Origin of the sequence: Terriglobus albidus, assembly GCF_025685425.1 — a bacterium.
Lineage (GTDB): Bacteria > Acidobacteriota > Terriglobia > Terriglobales > Acidobacteriaceae > Terriglobus > Terriglobus albidus.
Map to the genome: position 1 here is coordinate 298,344 of NZ_JAGTAS010000056.1, position 20,389 is coordinate 318,732.

18 protein-coding genes and 2 tRNA genes are annotated in these 20,389 nt (G+C 57.6%); 9 read left to right on the forward strand and 11 right to left on the reverse strand.

Going from position 1 to position 20,389, the window contains the following annotated elements; all coding sequences use genetic code 11:
- Window positions 1–94 precede the first annotated feature (94 nt).
- From OHL21_RS15800 to OHL21_RS15810, 4 genes are all read left to right on the forward strand, one after another.
- Complete coding sequence (locus OHL21_RS15800) at window positions 95–595, forward strand: chitobiase/beta-hexosaminidase C-terminal domain-containing protein (protein ID WP_263418248.1); 501 nt, start codon at window positions 95–97, stop codon at window positions 593–595.
- A gap of 162 nt (window positions 596–757) precedes the next feature.
- On the forward strand, window positions 758–2,182 hold the full coding sequence (locus OHL21_RS15805) for a neutral/alkaline non-lysosomal ceramidase N-terminal domain-containing protein (RefSeq protein WP_263418249.1): 1,425 nt from the start codon (window positions 758–760) through the stop codon (window positions 2,180–2,182).
- A 300-nt stretch (window positions 2,183–2,482) separates the two neighbouring features.
- Window positions 2,483–2,626 (forward strand): hypothetical protein, encoded by a 144-nt coding sequence (locus tag OHL21_RS24530; RefSeq protein WP_399258745.1) that lies wholly within the window; start codon window positions 2,483–2,485, stop codon window positions 2,624–2,626.
- Window positions 2,627–2,868: 242 nt separating this feature from the next.
- Window positions 2,869–3,081, forward strand: a complete 213-nt coding sequence (locus OHL21_RS15810) for a hypothetical protein (protein ID WP_263418250.1) — start codon at window positions 2,869–2,871, stop codon at window positions 3,079–3,081.
- A 159-nt stretch (window positions 3,082–3,240) separates the two neighbouring features.
- Here OHL21_RS15810 and OHL21_RS15815 read toward each other — a convergent pair.
- The 8 genes from OHL21_RS15815 to smc form a co-directional block, all read right to left on the reverse strand.
- Window positions 3,241–3,315 (reverse strand) — tRNA-Cys (locus OHL21_RS15815).
- Window positions 3,316–3,353: 38 nt separating this feature from the next.
- Window positions 3,354–3,428: transfer RNA gene (locus OHL21_RS15820), tRNA-Gly, on the reverse strand.
- A gap of 56 nt (window positions 3,429–3,484) precedes the next feature.
- On the reverse strand, window positions 3,485–5,329 hold the full coding sequence (locus OHL21_RS15825) for a type II and III secretion system protein (RefSeq protein WP_263418251.1): 1,845 nt from the start codon (window positions 5,327–5,329) through the stop codon (window positions 3,485–3,487).
- Between the two features lie 139 nt (window positions 5,330–5,468).
- Window positions 5,469–5,759, reverse strand: coding sequence for a helix-turn-helix domain-containing protein (locus OHL21_RS15830; protein ID WP_263418252.1), 291 nt, complete (start codon window positions 5,757–5,759; stop codon window positions 5,469–5,471).
- A 34-nt stretch (window positions 5,760–5,793) separates the two neighbouring features.
- Complete coding sequence (locus OHL21_RS15835; RefSeq protein ID WP_263418253.1) at window positions 5,794–6,327, reverse strand: CvpA family protein; 534 nt, start codon at window positions 6,325–6,327, stop codon at window positions 5,794–5,796.
- 49 nt (window positions 6,328–6,376) lie between these two features.
- Entirely contained in the window at window positions 6,377–7,270 is an 894-nt protein-coding gene (locus OHL21_RS15840; protein ID WP_263418254.1) for a phosphoribosylaminoimidazolesuccinocarboxamide synthase, read from the reverse strand.
- Window positions 7,271–7,451: 181 nt separating this feature from the next.
- Window positions 7,452–8,384, reverse strand: coding sequence for a YihY/virulence factor BrkB family protein (locus tag OHL21_RS15845; protein ID WP_263418255.1), 933 nt, complete (start codon window positions 8,382–8,384; stop codon window positions 7,452–7,454).
- 176 nt (window positions 8,385–8,560) lie between these two features.
- Window positions 8,561–12,439, reverse strand: a complete 3,879-nt coding sequence (smc, locus tag OHL21_RS15850; protein WP_263418256.1) for a chromosome segregation protein SMC — start codon at window positions 12,437–12,439, stop codon at window positions 8,561–8,563.
- A 522-nt stretch (window positions 12,440–12,961) separates the two neighbouring features.
- On the opposite strand from smc, the gene OHL21_RS15855 reads away from it, so the two are divergent.
- Entirely contained in the window at window positions 12,962–14,287 is a 1,326-nt protein-coding gene (locus OHL21_RS15855; RefSeq protein WP_263418257.1) for a hypothetical protein, read from the forward strand.
- A 67-nt stretch (window positions 14,288–14,354) separates the two neighbouring features.
- Here OHL21_RS15855 and proC read toward each other — a convergent pair whose 3' ends face one another.
- From proC to cutA, 3 genes are all read right to left on the reverse strand, one after another.
- On the reverse strand, window positions 14,355–15,218 hold the full coding sequence (gene proC, locus OHL21_RS15860) for a pyrroline-5-carboxylate reductase (RefSeq protein WP_263418258.1): 864 nt from the start codon (window positions 15,216–15,218) through the stop codon (window positions 14,355–14,357).
- Between the two features lie 128 nt (window positions 15,219–15,346).
- Window positions 15,347–16,198, reverse strand: a complete 852-nt coding sequence (locus tag OHL21_RS15865) for an MqnA/MqnD/SBP family protein (RefSeq protein WP_263418259.1) — start codon at window positions 16,196–16,198, stop codon at window positions 15,347–15,349.
- A 381-nt stretch (window positions 16,199–16,579) separates the two neighbouring features.
- A complete protein-coding gene (gene cutA, locus OHL21_RS15870) occupies window positions 16,580–16,918 on the reverse strand; it encodes a divalent-cation tolerance protein CutA (protein ID WP_263418260.1) in 339 nt (112 codons plus the stop codon).
- A gap of 93 nt (window positions 16,919–17,011) precedes the next feature.
- Here cutA and OHL21_RS15875 point away from each other — a divergent pair, with 93 nt between their 5' ends.
- The 4 genes from OHL21_RS15875 (at window position 17,012) to OHL21_RS15890 (ending at window position 20,309) form a co-directional block, all read left to right on the forward strand.
- On the forward strand, window positions 17,012–17,362 hold the full coding sequence (locus OHL21_RS15875; RefSeq protein ID WP_263418261.1) for an FtsB family cell division protein: 351 nt from the start codon (window positions 17,012–17,014) through the stop codon (window positions 17,360–17,362).
- A gap of 124 nt (window positions 17,363–17,486) precedes the next feature.
- Window positions 17,487–18,224 carry a (Fe-S)-binding protein gene (locus tag OHL21_RS15880; protein WP_263418351.1) on the forward strand — a complete coding sequence of 246 codons (738 nt, stop codon included), beginning with the start codon at window positions 17,487–17,489 and terminating at the stop codon, window positions 18,222–18,224.
- Window positions 18,221–19,672 carry a LutB/LldF family L-lactate oxidation iron-sulfur protein gene (locus OHL21_RS15885; RefSeq protein ID WP_263418262.1) on the forward strand — a complete coding sequence of 484 codons (1,452 nt, stop codon included), beginning with the start codon at window positions 18,221–18,223 and terminating at the stop codon, window positions 19,670–19,672. The genes OHL21_RS15880 and OHL21_RS15885 overlap by 4 nt, the downstream gene beginning before the upstream one ends.
- The gene (locus OHL21_RS15890; RefSeq protein ID WP_263418263.1) at window positions 19,665–20,309 is read left to right on the forward strand and encodes a LutC/YkgG family protein; all 645 of its coding nucleotides are present in this window, start codon (window positions 19,665–19,667) and stop codon (window positions 20,307–20,309) included. Before OHL21_RS15885 ends, OHL21_RS15890 begins: the two co-directional genes overlap by 8 nt.
- The last annotated feature ends 80 nt before the right edge of the window (window positions 20,310–20,389 follow it).

The following is a 20,389-nucleotide window of genomic DNA, read 5'->3' on the forward strand; positions in this document are numbered from 1 at the left end:
TGCCCTTCGAAACACTGAAAGCAAGAGCATGATTCCTGTAAGTAGCAGGTAAAGGACCTTTCGCTGCTGGGGCCCAAGATCTCTACTTTCCCTTATGAAGCAACGCATCGTGCAGCAAGCATGGCCCCTCGTACTCACGATGACTGGATCGCTGTTGTGGGCGCAGTTCGGTCCCCAGGAACCGCAAGGGCATGGACCTAAACTTCCTCCTCCCACGGCTTTTCCCGCTCCGGGCTCCTATTCGACCACAGAGTCGGTCACGCTGCGTAGTTCAGAGCCGGGCGTCACTATCCACTACACCTGGGACGGTAGCCAACCCACATCGAAGAGTTCCATCTATGACCCATTACAGGTACTTTTTGTCGGCGGTGTTTATGAGGGGAACCATGGCCTGAAGACCTGGTACACACTGCGTGCGGTCGCAATGAAGGAGGGCAACACAAATAGCGACGTTGCGAACTTTCAGTACACGATCGATCGCCGGGACCGTACAGCTTATGTGTCAGAAGAGATCGTACCGGGTGTCCGCATGGCACGAGACTCCGATAACGACAAGATGTTCCTGATTAGGGGGAGTCAAAAATATGTACCTTAGGCCGGACATCTGCATTGACCGTGAACAATGCGGATTTCTTAGCTGCAAAGAACATTGATATTCCTGTCTCGGGAGATGCCAGGATCGTCGTAACTTCACCGAATGGCAAATCAACCGCTACCTATACCTTGCATTTCACAACCATAAATTCAGGAGAGAACCGTGCAAAACGTTAGCCTTTCGAAGGCCTCAGTGATCGTTCTGGGAACCGCTCTGGCGTGCAGTATGGCGGGTATTGGCAATGCGCAAATGATCTACTCGTTGCGGGCGGGTGCGGCGATGATCGATATTACGCCGAAGCCAGACGAACTGAAGCTCAAGACGGACACGATCCGGGATCATCTGTATGCACGTGCCATCGTTGCCGACTCGGGTGACAGTTGCGCGGTGTTGATTGGTGTCGATCAAGGGGCGATCCGCAAAGACATGTATGACGCTGCACTCCCGCGGGTAGCTTCCGCGACTGGGTGTGCGAAGGAAAACATCTTGATTTCCGCAACGCACACTCATAGCGGATCGACCGATGGCTTTGGCGGTGCACCATCCTCGGCCACGGTCGCGGATGGGATAGTGAAGGCTGCTACGGAGGCAAAAGCGAAGCTAGCGCCGGCAACCGTCGGATATGGGCGCGCAAACGTCGATCTGAATGTAAATCGGGATCTATTCAACAGCAAGCTGGAGTGGAGGCAAGAGCCTAACCCGCAGGGCATCTCAGACAAGACCTTATCCGTCGTTGAGTTCATTGGGGCTGACTACATTCCGATTGGCGTCTATATGAACTACGCCATGCACCCGATCAACTTCTATCTTTCAGGTGTCATCAGCGCAGATTTCCCAGGAGAAGCATCGCGCACGATCGAAGAACATTTCGACCACGGGACAGTCGCTATCTTCACACAGGGAACTTCGGGGGATCAGAACCCGATGCTACGCGAAAACTTTTTGACCGCGTTCCGGGGAGAGACAGTGCCTGGCACCGAGACGATCGGTGCACCGCCTCCTCCGCCAGCTCCAGCCAGCAATTTCAACCCCGCTACTGCTGCCGCAGGCCTGAAGCCAGTGCCGGAGCAGAATCTCGCTGCGTATCGGAAAGCAATTGATCGTACCAGCACAGATGTGACGATGATGGGTGTATTGATCGCCGAGAAAACTCTCTATCTCATGCGTCATGACATTCAACCTGTTGCCGAGGCGCGCATCTGGGGCGGCCAGGAAAAGTTCACCTGTCCCGGACGCGACCGTTTGGACACGGATCATCCCATCCGTGAGAACGGGATGCCACCCTATAAAGATGGCGCTGACGTAAACCTGATGGTGAGTCTGGTTCGCATAGGTGACATCTATTTCACCGGGATCAATGGGGAAGTCTACACAAATATCGGACTGAAGATTAAGAACACGGCCCCGGCGAATAAGCTCGTTATCTCAACGCTCACGAACGGCGGGGCAAACTCCGGCTATATCTACTCAGACGATGCTTATAGCCACCTTTCGTTTCAGGTGATTGGTTCGAGGCTGAAGCCCGGCTGCGCTGAAAACAAAATCACCGATGCGGCGTTAGATCTTATGCGGAAAGCCGACCAATAAGCGTGCTAAGGACGCCAGGTTCTTTGTTTGAACCTGGCCTCAGTCAATCAGTTTTGCGAGAGGGTTTGGCTCGAGAGCGTATGACGGCCATGCGGCTCTCGATACTATTTGATTGCCGTAGCAATCACTTCGGAGGACAGGGAACACCCGCTACGATCGGAGTTTTGGAACGGCGAAATGGGATTCGTGTTCGGCTACGCGCCAATCGATGACTCGTGCAGAATGAAGATCGTCAAACCAAACTATTGAATCTAGAAGCTCCTTACAGGTAAATGACAGGGGCTACACTTCTCTTGCTGCATTGGAGCACGGTCGCGAACGTGCGTCGATGTCAAAGTCCCATCGAATGCAAACCCCGGAGACACGACTCATATCATCAGCTCGGTGAGAGATTCCGGTAAGCCAACGTTGACGAGGTACGCCCGCTTTATCCTCACCATCTAACCGAGTGCTTCCGAAAAGAAAGGGTCAACGTAATGCGAAGAAGATTCATTCAAGGAGCCATCATCCTCGTGTGTTTGGTTTCCTCAGCCTCAGCGTTCGCTGCAAACTTCTCAGGCAAGTGGGCTCTCAAAATTCCTATGGGAAGAGGCGAGGCGACGGTAATTCTTCAACTGAACCAAGCCGGGAATCAGATTTCAGGAACACTCGCGCCCGCGCGGCTGGATGCCGGGAGTGGTTCTCCTGTGTCTAATGAGGTATTCGACGCCAAAGTAGACGGGGACACGATCTCATTCTATGTCTGGAGGGGAAGCGACCAGCCTGCAAAGCAGTACTACAAAGGCACAATGACGGAAGACGAGATTCAGTTCACCGTGACCGGCGGACCTGCTTCGACGGGAAATTTTGGCCCTCCTGCTCCAGCCAACCTTACGGTAAAAGCGATACGCGTTCCTTAACATCAAGGCTGCAGGGTGTCTAAAATATGACACCTTGCGGCCCAACATCACCTTGCTTAAATGTTCCTCTAGTCTGGTACGCGAATCGCCACAAGGGGCCATCGTGCACGCTGGACTAGTCTAGAAGCTTTTGCTGAATTTCTAAGTTGTTGGGGAGTTTGGAGGCGCGGGTCGGAATCGAACCGACGCATAAAGGTTTTGCAGACCTCTCCCTTACCACTTGGGTACCGCGCCGAATGCTGTAGGGATTGACAGCAGTGGAGGGACTTTATTGGAGCGGGAGACGGGATTTGAACCCGCGACATCTTCCTTGGCAAGGAAGCACTCTACCACTGAGCTACTCCCGCCCGTTCCAAGAACAACTATATCGATTGGGGCGAAATCAATCAAGTCCGCCCATAACTTAGTTGTTGGAAACGGTGATCGGAACCAGGGGGCCGGCATTTCCTTTACGGCGGCTGCGAACGATGTGCGGCGTCAGCAAGATAACGAGATCACTCTTGCTGCGCGAGCTCTGCTTGTTCGTTGTGCTGCCAAAGCCAGGCAACTCGCTCAGCCCCGGCAGGCCGCTTACCGCGTATGCCTCCTGCTCCGACATGGCTGAGACCAGCATGATGGTGTCTCCGTCCTGCGTCGTAACGTCCGATGCGTACTGCCGGCTTGCAAGCACGGGGATGCCATTCAGTGAGCTTCCAGCCAGGGCTTCAATCTTGAAGTCCATCTTGACGTGAATGTCCCCGGTCTTCTGGATGGTCGGCTCAGCCTTGAAGGTCAGTCCCAGATCTTCATATTGAATCTGCGGGATAGCGCTGCTCAGCAGGTTCGATGAGGAGTTGGTTCCCAGATATTGGGACAAAAGGGAAGAGGTCCTTGATGACGAAGTGAGATCCGAATAGAGAGAGGTCGCGATCGGGTACCGCGTTCCCGCCCGGAAAGTGGACTGCTCCCGATCGCGAACACGCAGCATTACGTCATCCAGCGCACGCGAGTCGGATGAAGTGAAACCCAGGTTCAGTATCGGTGTGAGTCCGGCCGACAGGACAGTGGTCGTCAGGCCTCCGCCAACAGCGAGGAACGAATTCGACAACAGGCTGGAACTGACAACGCCCGACGCCAGCAGGTACAGCGCAATCTGGGTCGGTGTTGTCGAAGAGGTGAAGATGCCGGCTGCATAGAGTTGATTGATCAGGCTCTGGTTTGCCGATATGATGCTCTGCGCCTGTGAGGCAAGATTGTAAGCGCTAAGCTGCGTTGGAAGAATGATGCCTACATTCCGCGTACGCGAGGTGTCCAGGGCATAGACCTTCAGGTCAAAGACAACTTCGCTTCCGCCATCCAGAAGATCGCTGAGCACCGCATTCATGGCCTTGATGGACTGCTCCGGCGCTCGTACTACCAGGTTCCCTGAATTGACCTGGACGGTCGCCAGCTTGATGTCGAAGACCTGACGCACAACATTACCCAGCTCCGTCATCTGATTGTTGTTCAAGCCGGCAAGGTATACCGTCTCCTGAAAGAGATGCTCGTACTGGTCGTGATTCTCAAGGGTATCGTTGGCAACGACGATCGTGTGTTCGTCAATGGGTACGGCGAAGGTATGGAAGAGCTGGCCAAGAATATCGAGACAACGCTGATAGGTCAGGCCGTCGAGATCGATCTTTGTCTGTTCGCCGCTGAGACCGTTGCCGAAGGTAACGTGAAGACCGGCCTGGTTAGCGGCTGCCACATAGGCTTCGCGCGCTCCTCCCCGCAGATGCAGGCTGATCGGGGTGTTTTTGAGGACCAGGGAGATCGGACCCGCAAGCTGTGGTGTCGCATCGGCAGGCAAGGTGGGCACCGCCTCAACACGTGGCGTCGTGTCGAGGTTGGCGAAGTGCTGCGTGACGATAGGATTGTCCGGAGCGAGAGCACGAGCCTGTTCCAGAAGCCGGGATGCATCCGTCAGGTTGCCGGAGAGCCCGGCATTGGCTGATTGTTGTACCAGCCCCGTGACCCGGTGTTCCCGGGCGGTGAGCGCGGCGGCCGCATATTCAGCCTTGGATGGATCCAGCTTGAAAGCCCTGGCAAACGCTTTTTCCGCAGCAACCAGATCGTTCCGGTCCAGCGCCCGCGCACCCTCCAGGTAAGCATCGGCGGCCTTCCTCGCCTGTTTGGCGGAGACTGGTTTGGTGGGAGTCTGCGCACCGACATACGACCACGCGGCGCCGGCAAACAAGACTGCGGCCACGGTGATGCGAAGATGCTTCATCGAAGAGTTAGACGCGAAAGAACGAGATTAGGGCGTTTTCCCTGTTGCTGGGTATCCCGGAATTGGTGTGCAGCGGTGTTTTCATTGCCGAAAACGCCCATAGAGCGAAAGCCCTGCTCTACACCTATAGGGAAATGCTCTAGCGTGCGCCGGCAACAACATTGAATGCCGGCCGCTCCACATTGCGCTCACTGCGCACGGGACGGCGAAGACCATTGCGGATGGCGTGCGAGTCCATGTTCAGCTCCGCCAGGGTACGAGAGAGCGTATTGCGGTGCATGCCCAGCTCTTCAGCAGCCTTGCACTGGTTGCCACGATGACGAGCAAGCACTTCGAGGATGTAGCGCTTCTTGAACTCGCGCACAGCATCGGTATAGCTGATTCCTGCATTGTGCATCTGTGCGACTAAAGTCTCGAGTTCTCGCTTCATTTCTTCCTCATTCGAAGTTGCAGTCGTTTTCTTACTACCGATGTCCTGAGACCATAGCGGCCTCATTTTTGAGTTGCGAGACACCGTTCATCACGCGCTGCTGAAAATCAGTTGGCACGATGAAGGATACCCCATGCGATGCGGTTAGGAAATAGGGAGCCAGGTACGACTGGCGAAACAGCGTCGATTTGGGCAAAAAAGCCGCAATGGCCATAACAATTGCCGTAACCGCCAGGCAACCCCTCAGAAATCCAAAACAGGCGCCTGCCAGACGGTCAGCCATGCCAAGTCCAATGGCCTCACAGCTTTTACGGATAGCAAAGCCGGCCAGCGTTGCCAGAAGCATGACCGCAAAGGCGATGATCAGAAACGCCGCCGTCTCAGCGGCCGACCGGGCTGTGACCCATCGGGTCAGAAGCGCGGCTACCCGCTCGTAGTACACACCCGCCAGCACGATGCCGAGCGCGATGCCTGCCAAAGAAAACAGTGACCGGATCAAGCCGCGGAGAAAGGCGGCAATTACCGACCAGGCAAGCAAAGCGACGATGGCATAGTCCACCGGGGTCATTACTCCTATTTTGAGTGACACCCGGTGGATTTAGCTGTTGACTCTTTGGCTACACCTCAAGAGGGTGGCCGGTGATGCGTTGATAGGCCTCGAGATACTTGGCGCGGGTATTGACGATGACCTCTTCTGGCAGAGCGGGCGCCGGAGCCTGCTTGTTCCAGTGGATCGATTCCAGGTAATCGCGCACGTACTGCTTGTCGAAGGAGGGTTGCGCCCCGCCCGGCGAGTACAGATCGGCGGGCCAGTAACGTGAGGAGTCCGGCGTCAACACCTCGTCCGCCAGCGTGATAGCACCATCGATCACACCAAATTCGAACTTGGTATCCGCCAGGATCAGCCCCTTCGATTCGGCATGAGCCGAGGCCTTGGCATAGATGGCCAGTGTCAGATCCCGCAGCCTGGTCGCCGTTTCGCGTCCGACCACCCGGATCACATCCTCGAACGAGATGTTCTCATCATGCCCAACGTTGTTCTTGGCTGCGGGGGTGAAGATCGGTTCAGGCAGCCGGTCGGACTCGCGAAGGCCTTTGGGTAACGGAATGCCGCAGATCATGCCGGTATTCTGGTAGTCCTTCCAACCGGAACCGGAGATGTATCCGCGAACGACACACTCAACCGGGAACATCTCCGCCCGCTTTACCAGCATCGAGCGCCCCTGGAGCTGCGTGGCATATTCCGGCAACGGAAACGGGTACGCTGCGGCATCGGCGGTAATCAGGTGGTTGGAGACGATCTCCTTCAGGTGCTCAAACCAGAAGAGAGAGAGTTGCGTAAGCACCTTACCCTTGTCCGGAATGCCAGAGCCCAGCACATGATCGAATGCCGAGATGCGGTCGGTGGCAACGAACAGAAGTTCGCGGTCGCTGACCGCCAGAATATCGCGTACCTTACCGCGAGCAGTGAGCGGCAGAGGCAGGTCGGTTTGAAGTAACGCCTGATGCATATGGGGAAAACATGAGTGTATCAAGCGGTTACTTGGCTGCGCGAAGATACCGCGGCGCGAATACGTTCTAGAGCATTTTCCCTGTCGTCGGGTGTCCCGAAAGGGGCGTGCTGCGGCGTTTTCATTGCGGAAAACGCCCATAGATGGGGATGCTGTGAACTACACCTACAGGGAAAATGTTCTAGGCCGCTTCATTCCGTGGCTTAGCCGGATGCGAGAGCTGTTCCCGCGCGAGCTTGCGTTCGGCGATTGCCGCCTCAAGCTCTGAATTAAACTCCGCCCCCAGCAGGATTGTGAGGGCTGTCAGATAAAACCACGTAAGCAGGATGATGACAGCGCCCAGAGAGCCGTAGGTGACAGAGTAGTTGTTGAAGAATTGAAGATAGATTCTCAGCCCGATAGATGCCAGCAGCCAACAGGAGATGCCGAGCGCTCCTCCAGGGGTGAGCCATCGCCAGGCGCGGACCGTGAAGTTTGGCGCGAAGTAATAGAGCAAGGCGATTGCTAATGCCAGGAAGGAACCGCCCACGGCATATCCCAGAATCCGCGCCGTCCAACCCAACACTGACGGAAGGTGAATCGTTGCCGTAAGCCAATGTCCGAGCAGGTCGCCTCCCAGCATGGATGACAGAGAGAAGGTCAGGATGATGGAGATCACGACCGTCAGCACCATGGCTGAGAGACGCGCGCGCAGGTATGAGCGCGATTCCCGGATGTTATAGACCGAGTTGAGCGCCTCCTGCATGGCCGAAACACCGACGGAGGCAGACCATAGTGCCGCTAGCAAGCCGATGGTGACCTTTCCGGTCGTGGAATGTGCCGTCGTCTGATGAAAGGTTCGCAATACCAGGTCGAATGCCTCTGGCGGGATCACCTTGGCGAGATATTGCAGGATCTTCATGTAAAACCCTGTCGCAGATTTGGCCGCAATGCCGAGCAGGGAACTGGTTGCGATAAGAGCCGGGAAGACTGCAAACAGGAAGTAATACGCCAATTGTGCTGAGCGGCCCAACAAGTCATCTTTCAGGAACGATCGCGCGGTTCGCCGCAGCACTACGCGCAGGCTGATGCCTTCCAGGTTCCATAGAGACCGCAGCGGAGACCGATTGACCATATCCCACACGTACTCCGGCGCGGATGGACTCCTCGGCTCGGGTTGGGCACCCAGCAACATGCATCTACGTTGGATGGCTGGATTGCAGGAAGGTTTGGATGGGATGTCATGTCGGGTATCCCACACAAGACCAGGGGCCTCGCGATGGAGGCCCCTGGTGCGTCGGTCGTTCACGTTCAGGCTGCGTTCGTCGTCCGGTCCGCCCGGTTCAGATTCACGCTGACAATGCGCGAGACGCCCGGCTCCTGCATGGTGACGCCATAGATCATGTCGGCTTCTGACATCGTGCGTTTGTGGTGGGTAATCACCACAAACTGGGTATTTGCTGACATCTCGCTTACCAATTTGGCGAAGCGGCCAACGTTGGTTTCGTCCAGAGGCGCATCGACTTCGTCCAGGATGCAGAACGGCGCCGGAGCGTAGAGGAAGATGCCGACCAGCAGGGAGAAGGCGGTAAGTGCCTTTTCTCCACCGGAGAGCAGCAGAATGTTCTGCAGCTTCTTGCCCGGAGGCGAAGCGATGATGTCGATACCGCTCTCGGAGATGTTGTCCGGATCGGTCAGCTTCATCATGGCCTGGCCGCCATTGAAGAGCTTGGTGAACGTGGTTGAGAAGTTCTCGTTGATCTGAGCAAAGGCCTCTTCGAACTTGGTACGCGAGACCTCGTCGATTTCCTTGATCGACTGCTGGGTGTTTTCGATCGAGTCCAGCAGGTCCTTACGCTGGCTTTCGAGGAAGCCGTGGCGCTGCTCGGTCTCGGCGAACTCTTCCAAGGCCATCATGTTGACCGGTCCCATGTTCTCGAGCTTCTGCTTCAGATTGCCTGTCTCTTCGCCGGCGGCGGCAAGCTCATCGCCGCTAATACGCAGAGTGAGTTCGTCAGCCCGCAGTTCGGCTGCCTCCACGCCAAGGTCCGCCATGGTCTGTGCTTCGAGATGTTCGATATCAGAGCTCAGGCGTGCTGCCTGTGCGGTGAGTGCGCTGCGCTTTTCCCGCTGCGCATCCGTCTCGGCACGCAGCGTCTTCAGTCTCTGTTCGAGCTCCGTCAGCGAGGCGCGGAGTGCAGTCGCTTCAGAGGTGAGTGTTTGCTGTTCGGAGATCGCCTGCTCCCGCTGCGCTGCCAGCACGGTCTGCTGTTCGGCCAGTTGCAGGTTCTCCTCTTCACGACGCTGCTTCTCCGTAGCTCCGGAGGTAAGCTGCTGCTCCATCTGGAGGAGCCGTTGCTGCTGGCCGTTGAACATGCGTTGGTTCTGTTCAAAGGCGGCCGTTGCGTTGCGACGGCGTTCTTCCAGGCCGGCGAGCTGGGCTGACGCAGCGGCGGCTTCAGACTGCAGCACCTCGCGGCTCAGACGCAGCTCGTCCATGCGTGCTGTGAATTCGGCGATACGGCTTTCAGCGGCGACACGCTCGGCCTCGTACTTCGCAGCCTCTTCCTGCTTGCGGCTGATCAGGTCCTGCTTAGCGTTGCGAGCCTCGCGGTTGCGCTCGACAGAGAGCTGCCAGTCTGCCAGGCGGCGCTCAATGCGGGCAGCCTCTGACTCCATCTGGCGCAGGGCGGCACCCTGGTTGGCAGACTCTCGCTCGGCTTCGCGGCGCTCAGCCTGCTTATGCTCCAGAAGCTGCGTCAGCTCAGTGATCTGACGGGCCAGGGTAGCCGCATGAATCTCGGTTTGCGACAGCTCTGCTTCGAGAGCTTCTAATTTCGTCTGAATCTCACGCAGCTCGCGCTTGAGGGCCAGAGGTCCTTCGCCGCGCGGACGTCCACCGGTAACCGTGACGTTATGGAAGGTCTCACCGGAGGGCGACAGGAAGAAGGCGTCGGGATTCTGCAGGGCAAGGTCACGCGCGGTGGAAGAGTCCGGAGTGACATATCCCTCACGTAGCTTCGGCAGGACAACCTCAAGGGATTTGCCGAAACCGTTCAAGACGCGAATGCAGTTCTTCAGCGGCACAATGCCGGAATGTCCGGTTGTGTTCGCCGTGGATTCCATGCCCGCAGTGAAAGGGAAGCGGGCCTGTGAGTCCGGAGGATGCACGAGGAACGTCGCACGGCCTTCAACATCCGACCGCAGCATCTGCATGCCCTGGTCGGCGGCGTCCCAGCTTTTGACGACGATGTAGTTCAACTCGTCACGCAGGAACTCGTCGACGACCTGTTCATACTGGCCATCAACTTCCAGAAAGTCGGCAAGAGTTCCGATGGGCGCAACCGCGCTGGCCGCTGCATTGTGGCGGAAGATGTTGCGGACAGTATCCGTCGAATAGCTGTGCTCACGGATCAGGGCTTCCAGTGAGTTACGGCGGCCTAGCAGGGTAGCAACCTCGGCGCGAAGCTGATCGCCGCGGCGCTTGGTCTCAGCCTCTTCCGACCGCTTGCTCTCAAGCTGAATGCGCAGATCGGCGATCTCTGCTTCAAGGCGCTGCAGGCGGTCGGTGGCCGACTCAAACTCCATCGAAACCTGTCCACGACGTTGCCCCAGAGCCTCAAGCTCCTGCCGGGCTGTCTCCGACTCGGCCGTCAGGCGCTCGGCTTCGCGCTCCAGGCCGGCCAGCGACTCAGCGGCCTGCGCCTCTTCGCGATGGGCCTGGGACGTGCGCTGCATCCACTGGATGGCCTGCTGACGGTGTGCCTCGGCTTCACGTTCTGAGGACCCTACTGCACGCACCGCTTCCTGGGCTTCAGCCTGCTTCTGCTGAGCCAGTTCGCGGGCTGCAGTAGCTTCAGCCGTTGCCGACTCCAGGAACGACTGTGTCTCGGCACGTTCAGCGGCCAGAGTCTCCATCTGCTGGCGAATCTGGGCCAGCTCGGCGTTGCCTGTCTCAAGACGCGTCTCCAACTCGGAGATGCGGTCGGTGTTCGAGGCAGTGCGAGCCACCACGCGTTCAAGCTCGACGGCCGTCTGGTTGGAGCGGACACCTGCTTCGCGGATGGCGGCGTCCAGCTCATAGCCGCGGGCGCGGCCGGTGCTGGCTTCGGCGTCCAAAGTTTCGATCTCCGCGGCCTGAGTGTCGATTGTTTCTGTCAGAGAAGCGATCTGCTGGGCCGTATTCGCCTGTTCTGCGTCCATCTGCGCCAACTTGCTTGCCAGCACAACCCGCAGTTTGGTGCGAAGCTCATCGCGCAGGGCCACATAACGCTCTGCCTTGGCCGCCTGGCGCTTCAGGCTGGCCATCTGGCGTGTGACTTCGTCGAAGATATCGTTGACGCGGGCGAGGTTCTGCTTTGCAGCTTCAAGGCGAAGCTCAGCCAGACGCTTTTTGGTCTTGAAGCGGGTAACGCCGGCAGCCTCTTCGATGATGGAGCGGCGGTCCAGAGGCTTCGAGCTCAGCAGTTGGCCGATGCGCTCCTGACCGATGATGGCGTAGTTCTCGCCGGAGAGACCGGTTCCGAGGAAGACGTCCTGGATGTCCCGAAGGCGGCAGATCTTGCCATTCATCAGATATTCGGACTCGCCGGATCGGAATAAACGGCGGGTTACGGTGATCTCGCCGGCGCGCACAGGGGCACGATTGAACTTGCGGCGGCGGATCTTCAGAACGACGTTGTTGGCCGCATCGCCCTCGGGAATACCCTCGAGCTGCTGTTGGGGATGCGCTTCGCCATCGATTACCTGGCCAGGCTGCGCTTCCAGAACCGCGGCTTCGGTCTCCGCGGCGCGCTCCGCACGCAGGGCAGCTTCATCCCAGTCGCCGTTGGGCTTGATAGCCGTGCTGTCTTCGGGATGCTCGTCTTCAATCTCGATCTCGGGTGTCTCGCCCGGCGCCAGCAACTGGCCGTCATAGACCTCGGGGTCCACCAGCGTCAGAGAGACTTCGGCCATGCCTGTCGGCTTGCGGTCGCGGGTTCCGGCGAAGATGACGTCTTCCATCTTCGTTCCGCGCAAGCTCTTGGCGGATTGTTCACCCAGTACCCACGTAATGGCGTCCGAAATATTCGACTTGCCGCAACCGTTCGGGCCTACGATGGCCGCAATGCCGTTGCCGGCGAGTTGAACCTCGGTGCGATCGCAGAAAGACTTGAAGCCGAGAATCTGAATGCGCTTCAACTTGAGCATGGAATGGGTGCCTCCAACCGAAACAGGCCGTGAGGGTCCTTGAACATTGGACGCTCCAGAGCCTCATATCAATTGTGTGCATGGCGGGCGGCATGAATCAACAAGGGCAACCCAAGATTTTGTGGATAAAGCGGCCGTAACCCCACAAATGGGCGCAGGTTACACTCGAAAGGTCCGCCCGGAGAGGGGCAACGTCAGCTCCTGGCCTGTCGGACAAATACAGTGACAGTTTCCCGAAGAGAGCGTCTATAGGTTGTCATGATCCCGTTACAAGGTGGTCAAACCACTGTGACGGTGAAGGATATGCCGCAGTTCCTCGTTACGTCCGGCTCTTTTCGACCTCTTGCCAGAGAGCAACGGGCTTCTTATAATCCGCATCAACCCCCTATGGCAGGGCGAAGCGGCGCAGCGCGCAATCGCTGTCGTGCAGTGAACCTCTGGTCCATCGGGGAAAAATTCTCCCTGCTGTACCTTCATAGACATCGCACAGTAGATTTTGAGAGTACTTAGGAGCCTTATCAAATGAAGAAGGTTTTGTTCGCCTCGTTCCTGGCGGCCGCCGCGGTCACGGCCTCCCCTATCGCCCTGGTGGCAGCAACGGCCAACATGGGCCAAGCCCAGGGTGGCGGCGTGCAGATGTCGCAGGAAGAGTACAACGCTTACGATGCGGCCACGAAGACCGCCGATCCGAAGGCCAAGGTTGCCGCTCTGCAGGCATACCTCGACAAGTATCCGCAGAGCAGCGTGAAAGAGGGCGTCCTGGAGCTCATCATGGGCACCTACGGTCAGCTCAATGATCCTGCCGGTATGCTTAGTGCTGCTGACAAACTCCTGCAGGTAAATCCGCAGAATCTTCGCGGCCTTACCACTGAGATGAGTCTGCACAAGGGTATGGCCGATCAGAAGACGGATCCGGCAGAGAAGCAGGCTGAACTCGACAAGGCCGCCGATGCCGCCAAGAAGGCATTGACCGCGACGAAGGGTAAGGACATCGATCAGGCGACCTGGGATGCGATGATCAAGCAGGCGACACCGTACCTGTACAGCGCAATCGCCTCTGCCGCCCTCAACAAGAAGGACACTGCCACAGCGATCGACAACTACAAGAAGGAGCTGGCCGCTGTTCCGGTCGAGCAGACCGCTACTCCCGGACCCTTCCTGCAGGACACCTTCTTCCTCGGCTTGGCTTATCTGCAGTCCACTCCGCCTGACTACGTGAACTGCACCTGGTACACCACCCGCTTCGTCGAGATCGCTCCAGAGCCCTATAAGAGCCAGTACGCTCCTACCGCCAAGTACTGCTACACCAAGTACCACGGCAAGGCCGATGGTTATGAGACCGTGCAGGCCGCTGTCAAGTCCAGCCTGAATCCTCCGGCTGACTTCAAGATCGATCCGGCTCCTTCGCCGGCTGATATCGTTGCCCAGACCATCTCCTCCACCCCGGACCTCTCGACGCTGGCTCTCAGCGACCGCGAGTTCATCCTGGCTTACGGCAAGAAGGAAGATGCCGACAAGATGTGGGCTGTGCTGCAGGGTAAGGACGTAAAGATTCCTGACGTGGTTGTGGTTGAAGCGACGGAGTCGGTCATCAAGGGTTCCGTCTCCGATGATGCCGTCCAGGCCAAGACTGCCGACTTTACCTTCAACCTGAAGGAACCTCTCACCAAGGTTCCCGCAGTTGGTGACAAGATCACCGTTGCCGGTACCTATGACTCCTACACCCAGAGCCCCGGACAGGCCGTTCCGGTAATGATCACAATGAAGGACGCTGTCGTGGACCAGCCGAAGAAGACTCCGGCGAAGCCTAAGGCTCCGGTACACCACGCCCCGGCCCGCAGGAAGTAATTGCGGTCCAGAGAAACAGAAGGGCAGCCCCGAGGGGCTGCCCTTCTTCTTTCCCTTGAAGTTGTCCTTACCCCGCTGCGAGCTGTTTAGCTCGCTCTGTAGCCCGTTTTACGGCCTTGATGAGGGTCACCCGGAGTCCGCCCTCCTCCAGCTCCAGAATGCCATCCACAGTGCAGCCGGCGGGCGTTGTCACCTGGTCTTTGAGCAGGGCTGGATGGTACCCCGTCTCCAGCACCATGCGCGCGGCGCCAAAGACCGTCTGCGCGGCCAACAGTGTGGCCACATCGCGGGGCAGCCCGACGTTTACGCCGGCCTCAGCCAGGGATTCCACGATGATGTACACATACGCCGGGCCTGAGCCGGAAAGCCCCGTCACCGCGTCCATATGCTTTTCATCAACGATGACGGAACGTCCTACCGTATTGAAGATTTTCTGCGCCGTCACAAGCTGATCGCCAGAGACGAAGCGCCCCGGGCAAAGCGCCGTAACGCCCGCTGCCAGCATGGAAGGTGTGTTTGGCATCGCGCGGATCACCGGAATATTAATCCCGGCAGCCTCTTCAATCGCGCTGGTCTTTACCGAAGCGGCAAAAGAGACGATCAGCTTCTGCGGCGTCAGCGCCGGTTTGATCTCTTCGATCAGCGCTGGAACCTGAGTCGGCTTTACGCCGACCAGAAGGATGTCGGCCGCTCTGGCTGCCGCCAGGTTATCGGTCGTGACCTCCACCTGGAACTGGACGGAGAGGGCTTGTGCGCGCTCCGGATGTGCCACTGTGGCAATAATCTGTTCCGGGTGCAGCAGGTTGTTCTTCAGGAAGGCCTGCAGCAGAATGCCGCCCATCTTGCCGGCGCCAAGGACAGCGACCTTGATGCCGGGCAAGGATGCGGGCCCGAGGGTGGGTATCTCGATTTTCAGATCGTCGTTCGCCATAAGTGTGTCGTACTAGAATCATTTTCCCTGTTGCTGGGTATCCCGGGAGAGGAAGTGCGAGGCGTTTTCATTTGCGGAAAACGCCCATAGATGCGGAAGCCCTAAACTACACCTACAGGAAAAATGTTCTAGTCGATGAAATCAACCTTGGCTTTGTGCGGAATGATGCCGCGCTCGTAACCGAGTTCGAGCAGCTTCTTGATCGCTTCACGCCCATCATCGCCATAGTTGAGGGTGCGCTCGTTCACATACATGCCGACGAAGCGGTTCGCCAGGCTGGTATCGAGATCGCGCGCAAACTGCATGGCATATTGCAGCGCCGCCTCGCGGTTGTCGAGGGCATGCTGAATGCTGTCACGCAGCGCCTGGGTCGTAGTTTTCATGACATCCGAGCCGAGCGAGCGGCGAATTGCATTGCCGCCCAACGGCAGCGGCAAACCATTGGTCTCATCACGCCACCATTGCCCAAGGTCCAGAATCTTATGCAGTCCGCTGTTTCCGTAGGTGAGCTGTCCTTCGTGAATAATGAGCCCCGCCTCGAACTCACCGCCGGCGACACGCGGAATAATCTCATCGAAGGGAATGGTTGCGGTCTCAACATCAGGAGCGAAGAGCTTCAGGGCCAGGTAGGCAGTCGTCAATGTACCCGGAACCGCGATCTTCACCTTCTTGACCTCATCCGTAGTCAGCTTCTTCGGAGCCACGATCATCGGACCATAGCCATCACCAACGGAGCCGCCGCAGGCCATCAGCGCGTAGTTGTCCTGCAGATAGGGGTAGGCGTGGAAGCTAATGGCGGTCACATCGTAAAAGGCCTCATTCATGGCCTTCCGGTTCAGAGTCTCAATGTCCGTTAACGTGTGGCTGAACTTGTAGCCCGGGACTCGAATCTTGTTCGTCGCCAGGCCATAGAACATAAATGCGTCGTCGGAATCAGGAGAGTGCGCGATGGTGATCTCGCGAATGGCGGAACTACTCATACAATCGGATGACCTCTGGAAAGGATACAGCGGTTAGTGTCTGTGGACTTGCGGATGTCGATCAGTGTGCGGCGCGACGCTGCACGGAGCGCGGTCGCTGGTACGGGTCGCTCAGATCGCCCGCGTCATTCGATGACCACGGTCGTCCGTGCGGCTGGCGACGCATCGGTATAACACTCTCTTTGTGTTCGATGTTCGACACGTCGTGGTGCTTTTCAAAAATATTTTCTGCGGTCAGATTCCCAGGCTTTTGGCCTGCCGAAGCGGCTTTGCGGACGTGACGCGCAATAGCCCAGGACGCCCATAGAAGAGCGCACACGGAAAGCACGGCGACTGCGAAAAGAATCTGCATCAGACAATGAAAAGGATATCAAAGCGTAGCTAGCCGGGCTGCGCGTTCTCCCGTAACCACGCAAGGTACGCCGCGCTGCCTCCTGTCAGTGGCACGACCAGTAACTCCGGTAAGGAATATCCGTCCGGACGTTCGGCATGGAAGTTGTTGATTCTCTCGTCGATCCGGTTGAGATTTGTTCCGAGCGATTTGATCGTGAGCTGATATTCCTCGCTGCGTTCGATGACGCCCTGCCAGCGATAGACCGATCGTACCGGTCCGCTGATGCTCACGCATGCGGCCAGGTTTTCGTGCACCAGAATGTCCGCTAGCGCCTCCGCGGTCTCCCGCGTGCCGACGGTTGTCAGAACTAAGACGGGCTCTGTCATGCATAGGAGTATTCCACGCCCTGTATCTAGCCGGGTTCCGGGGAAAGAGTTTTGCTTGACCGCAGCGAGGGTCGTCGATACTTCTGGAACTGTATGAGGAACTCTTCCAGCCTCTGGAACAGATTGATCGGCGCGGGTGAACGGCTCTATAGCGGTCGCCGCAAGCTTGCAACTGTTGCGGCTGTGGGGTTGGCGGTTTCACTCGGGTATCACGTCATCTTCGGCCAGAATGGTCTGACCATGTATGAGCAGAAGAAACGTGAAGCCAAAGAGCTGGATATAGAGCTGAAGCGTCTGCAAAAAGAGAACGAGCAGATGTCAGGTCACATCGAGCGTCTGCAGAATGACCCGAGTGCCATTGAGCATCAGGCAAGGGAAGAACTGCACTATACCCGCCCCGGTGAAGTCATCTATACACTGCCTGCCCCGCCTGCCAAAAAGTAGTTGCTGCAAGTAAGATTGACTCGTTCCGATTGACTGGTTCCAGGACAAAGCAGTGTTGACTAACGGTGTCATTGCACTGCATCAACTCCTTGGGGCATATACCGTTGGAACAAGGAGAGGCGTTCTGCGGGTCTCACTCTTTATCACTTGTTATAACGACACGCTTTTTCCCGGAACAGGGAAGGCGGTTGTACGTGTGCTCGAGCGGTTAGGTCATACGGTGGAGTTTCCTGCCGGCCAGACATGCTGCGGGCAGATGCATTGGAACACCGGCTACCAGAAGGAAGCACTTCCGCTGGTGCAGCGTTTTGTCGAGCAGTTTCGTAATGCGGAAGCAGTCGTGGTGCCGTCGAGCAGTTGCGTTGCCATGATGAAAGATCACTATCCGCTGATGGCGGAGCAGTTGAAGGATGAAACACTGAAGGCAGAGCTGAAACAGCTACTGCCCAAGGTGTGGGAGTTCTCTCAGTTCCTTACCGAGTGTCTTGGTCTGAAAGATGTGGGCGCCTACTATCCGCACAAGGTGACCTATCACGCAAGCTGCCATGGTCTGCGCAACCTCGGCATCAAGGGCGGTCCCATGGAACTGCTTCGTCAGGTGAAGGGCCTTGAGTTGATTGAGATCGAAAATCTCGATCGCTGCTGCGGCTTTGGAGGAACCTTCGCCGTAAAGAATCCTGATACTTCAACCGCCATGCTGGAAGAGAAGATCGGTTCTGTGCTGAAGACCGGTGCTGAGGTTTGCACCGCTTGCGACAACTCCTGCTTGATGCACCTGGAGGGTTCTCTGCATCGTCAAAAGGCCGGCGTGCATACCATTCATCTGGCGGAGATCCTCGCCGGCGAGGAGGCAGGGCAATGAGCCGTATCCCACTCGATCCGGCCACGTCGCCGGCCTTCCCGAAGGCGGCGAAGAAGTCTCTTGGCGATCAGCAGTTGCGCCGCAATGTGCGCCATGCTACCGACGTCATTCAAGCGAAGCGCAAGCGGATGGTGGAAGAGCGCGATGACTGGCAGGAGCTGCGCGAGAGCGGCAGTCAGATTCGTCAGCATACGCTTCGCTATCTGGATCAGTATCTGGAAGAGTTCGAGCGGAACTGCACCAAAGCCGGCGGTCATGTGCATTGGGCGCGCGACGGCAAAGAGGCCTGCGAGATCGTAACCCGTCTTGCGCGGGAGGTTAGCGCCAAGGAAGTCATCAAGATCAAGACGATGACCTCGGAAGAGATCCACCTCAACAATGCGCTGGAAGCCGCCGGCATCATGGCGGTTGAGACCGATCTCGCCGAATTGATCATTCAGCTCGGCGAAGATCAGCCGTCGCATATCGTCGTTCCCGCATTGCATAAGAATCGGCACCAGGTGCGTGAGATCTTCAAGCAGAAGATGGGACTCAAAGATCTCGGCGATACTCCTGCCGATCTTGCCGAAGCCGCACGCTCCTACTTGCGTCATAAGTTCCTTACTGTGCCAACGGCAGTGAGCGGCGCGAATTATCTGATTGCTGAGACCGGTAGTGTCTGCATCGTCGAGAGCGAAGGCAACGGACGTATGTGCCTTACGTTGCCGGAGACACTGATCACCATCGCCGGCATTGATAAAGTGATTCCACGTTTCCAGGACCTCGAGGTCTTTCTGCAGACGCTGCCGCGTTCCGCCACAGGCGAGCGAATGAACCCGTACAACTCGATCTGGACGGGCGTGCACGAGGGCGATGGGCCGAAGAACTTCCACGTCGTCATTATGGATAACGCTCGTACGGAGATTCTGGCCGACGAAGAGGGACGCCAGACGCTGCATTGCATCCGTTGCGGCGCCTGCCAGAATGCCTGCCCTGTCTATCGCCAGACCGGCGGTCACGCCTACGGCAGTGTGTATGCGGGGCCGATTGGCGCCATCCTGACGCCGCAGTTGCAGGAGCTGCATCATGCGGAGAGCCTGCCGTATGCATCGTCTCTCTGTGGCGCTTGCTATGAGGTTTGCCCGGTCAAGATCAACATCCCCGAGGTGCTGATCCACCTGCGCCACAAGGTGGTGGAGAAGCAGACCAAAGGTCTCGGCAAACTCAATCCTGAAGCGGTTGCGATGCGCGTGATGGCCAACATCTTCCGAAGTGAAGCCCGTTTCCGCGCGGCACAGAAGTTCGGCCGTACCGCCGAGAAGCCGCTGGTGAACCGTGACGGCTGGATCGGGTGGCTGCCCGGAATGCTGGGTGGCTGGACTCAGGCCCGTGACCTGCAGGCCATGCCCGATGAGACCTTCCGCGAGTGGTGGGAGAAGCGCGACAAGAAGGAGGTCCGCAATGGCTGATGCTCGTTCTGCAATTCTTGAGAAGATCCGTGCTGTGAAGCCTGCGGGCTTCGGAGACAAGGCAACCGCCTGGCATCAGATTTCGCGCGGCTTCCTTGCCGGCTCAGCGTTGAGCCGTGAGGAGATTCTGCATCTTCTGGAAGATCGCCTGCTGGACTACGATGCAGCCGTCGAGCGTTGTGCTCCTGGTGAGATCGCCGGTGTTGTGAAAGCTCTGCTGGATAAGCGCGGTAAGTCGAGGATGGCCATTCCTGAGGGAACGGACCCCACATGGCTGCCTGCCGAGGGAGTCGATTTTGTTGTCGATCACGATCTGCCCTACGGCGAACTGGATCGTGTGGACGGTGTATTGACCGGCTGCACGGTGGCTATTGCCGATACGGGCAGCATCGTCGTCCGCAACACAGCAGGGCAGGGACGCCGGGCTATTACCCTGGTGCCGGACTATCACCTCTGCGTTGTCTTTGCGAGCTCCGTCGTGAAGACGGTACCTGAGGCGATGCGCCTGCTACAGGCCTGGAATACCGCTCCCATTACATTCTTCTCCGGCCCATCGGCTACGGCCGACATCGAGATGACTCGTATTAAGGGTGTCCACGGTCCGCGCTTTCTGGATGTCGTTCTTGTGCTGGACTAGAGCTTTTTTCCTGTTGCTGGGTATCCCGGAAGGGGCCTGCAGCTGCGTTTTCTTTGCGGAAAACGCACATAGATGCGGAA

Excerpts from the sequence above, each read along its gene's own strand:
- OHL21_RS15875 (WP_263418261.1), top strand. The coding sequence starts at position 17,012 with ATGAGGAACTCTTCCAGCCTCTGGAACAGATTGATCGGCGCGGGTGAA.
- OHL21_RS15890 (WP_263418263.1), top strand. The coding sequence starts at position 19,665 with ATGGCTGATGCTCGTTCTGCAATTCTTGAGAAGATCCGTGCTGTGAAG.
- proC (WP_263418258.1), bottom strand. The coding sequence starts at position 15,218 with ATGGCGAACGACGATCTGAAAATCGAGATACCCACCCTCGGGCCCGCA.
- OHL21_RS15845 (WP_263418255.1), bottom strand. The coding sequence starts at position 8,384 with ATGGTCAATCGGTCTCCGCTGCGGTCTCTATGGAACCTGGAAGGCATC.
- OHL21_RS15840 (WP_263418254.1), bottom strand. The coding sequence starts at position 7,270 with ATGCATCAGGCGTTACTTCAAACCGACCTGCCTCTGCCGCTCACTGCT.
- OHL21_RS15830 (WP_263418252.1), bottom strand. The coding sequence starts at position 5,759 with ATGAAGCGAGAACTCGAGACTTTAGTCGCACAGATGCACAATGCAGGA.
- smc (WP_263418256.1), bottom strand. The coding sequence starts at position 12,439 with ATGCTCAAGTTGAAGCGCATTCAGATTCTCGGCTTCAAGTCTTTCTGC.
- OHL21_RS15835 (WP_263418253.1), bottom strand. The coding sequence starts at position 6,327 with ATGACCCCGGTGGACTATGCCATCGTCGCTTTGCTTGCCTGGTCGGTA.
- OHL21_RS15825 (WP_263418251.1), bottom strand. The coding sequence starts at position 5,329 with ATGAAGCATCTTCGCATCACCGTGGCCGCAGTCTTGTTTGCCGGCGCC.
- OHL21_RS15855 (WP_263418257.1), top strand. The coding sequence starts at position 12,962 with ATGAAGAAGGTTTTGTTCGCCTCGTTCCTGGCGGCCGCCGCGGTCACG.
- cutA (WP_263418260.1), bottom strand. The coding sequence starts at position 16,918 with ATGACAGAGCCCGTCTTAGTTCTGACAACCGTCGGCACGCGGGAGACC.
- OHL21_RS15865 (WP_263418259.1), bottom strand. The coding sequence starts at position 16,198 with ATGAGTAGTTCCGCCATTCGCGAGATCACCATCGCGCACTCTCCTGAT.
- OHL21_RS15885 (WP_263418262.1), top strand. The coding sequence starts at position 18,221 with ATGAGCCGTATCCCACTCGATCCGGCCACGTCGCCGGCCTTCCCGAAG.
- OHL21_RS15800 (WP_263418248.1), top strand. The coding sequence starts at position 95 with ATGAAGCAACGCATCGTGCAGCAAGCATGGCCCCTCGTACTCACGATG.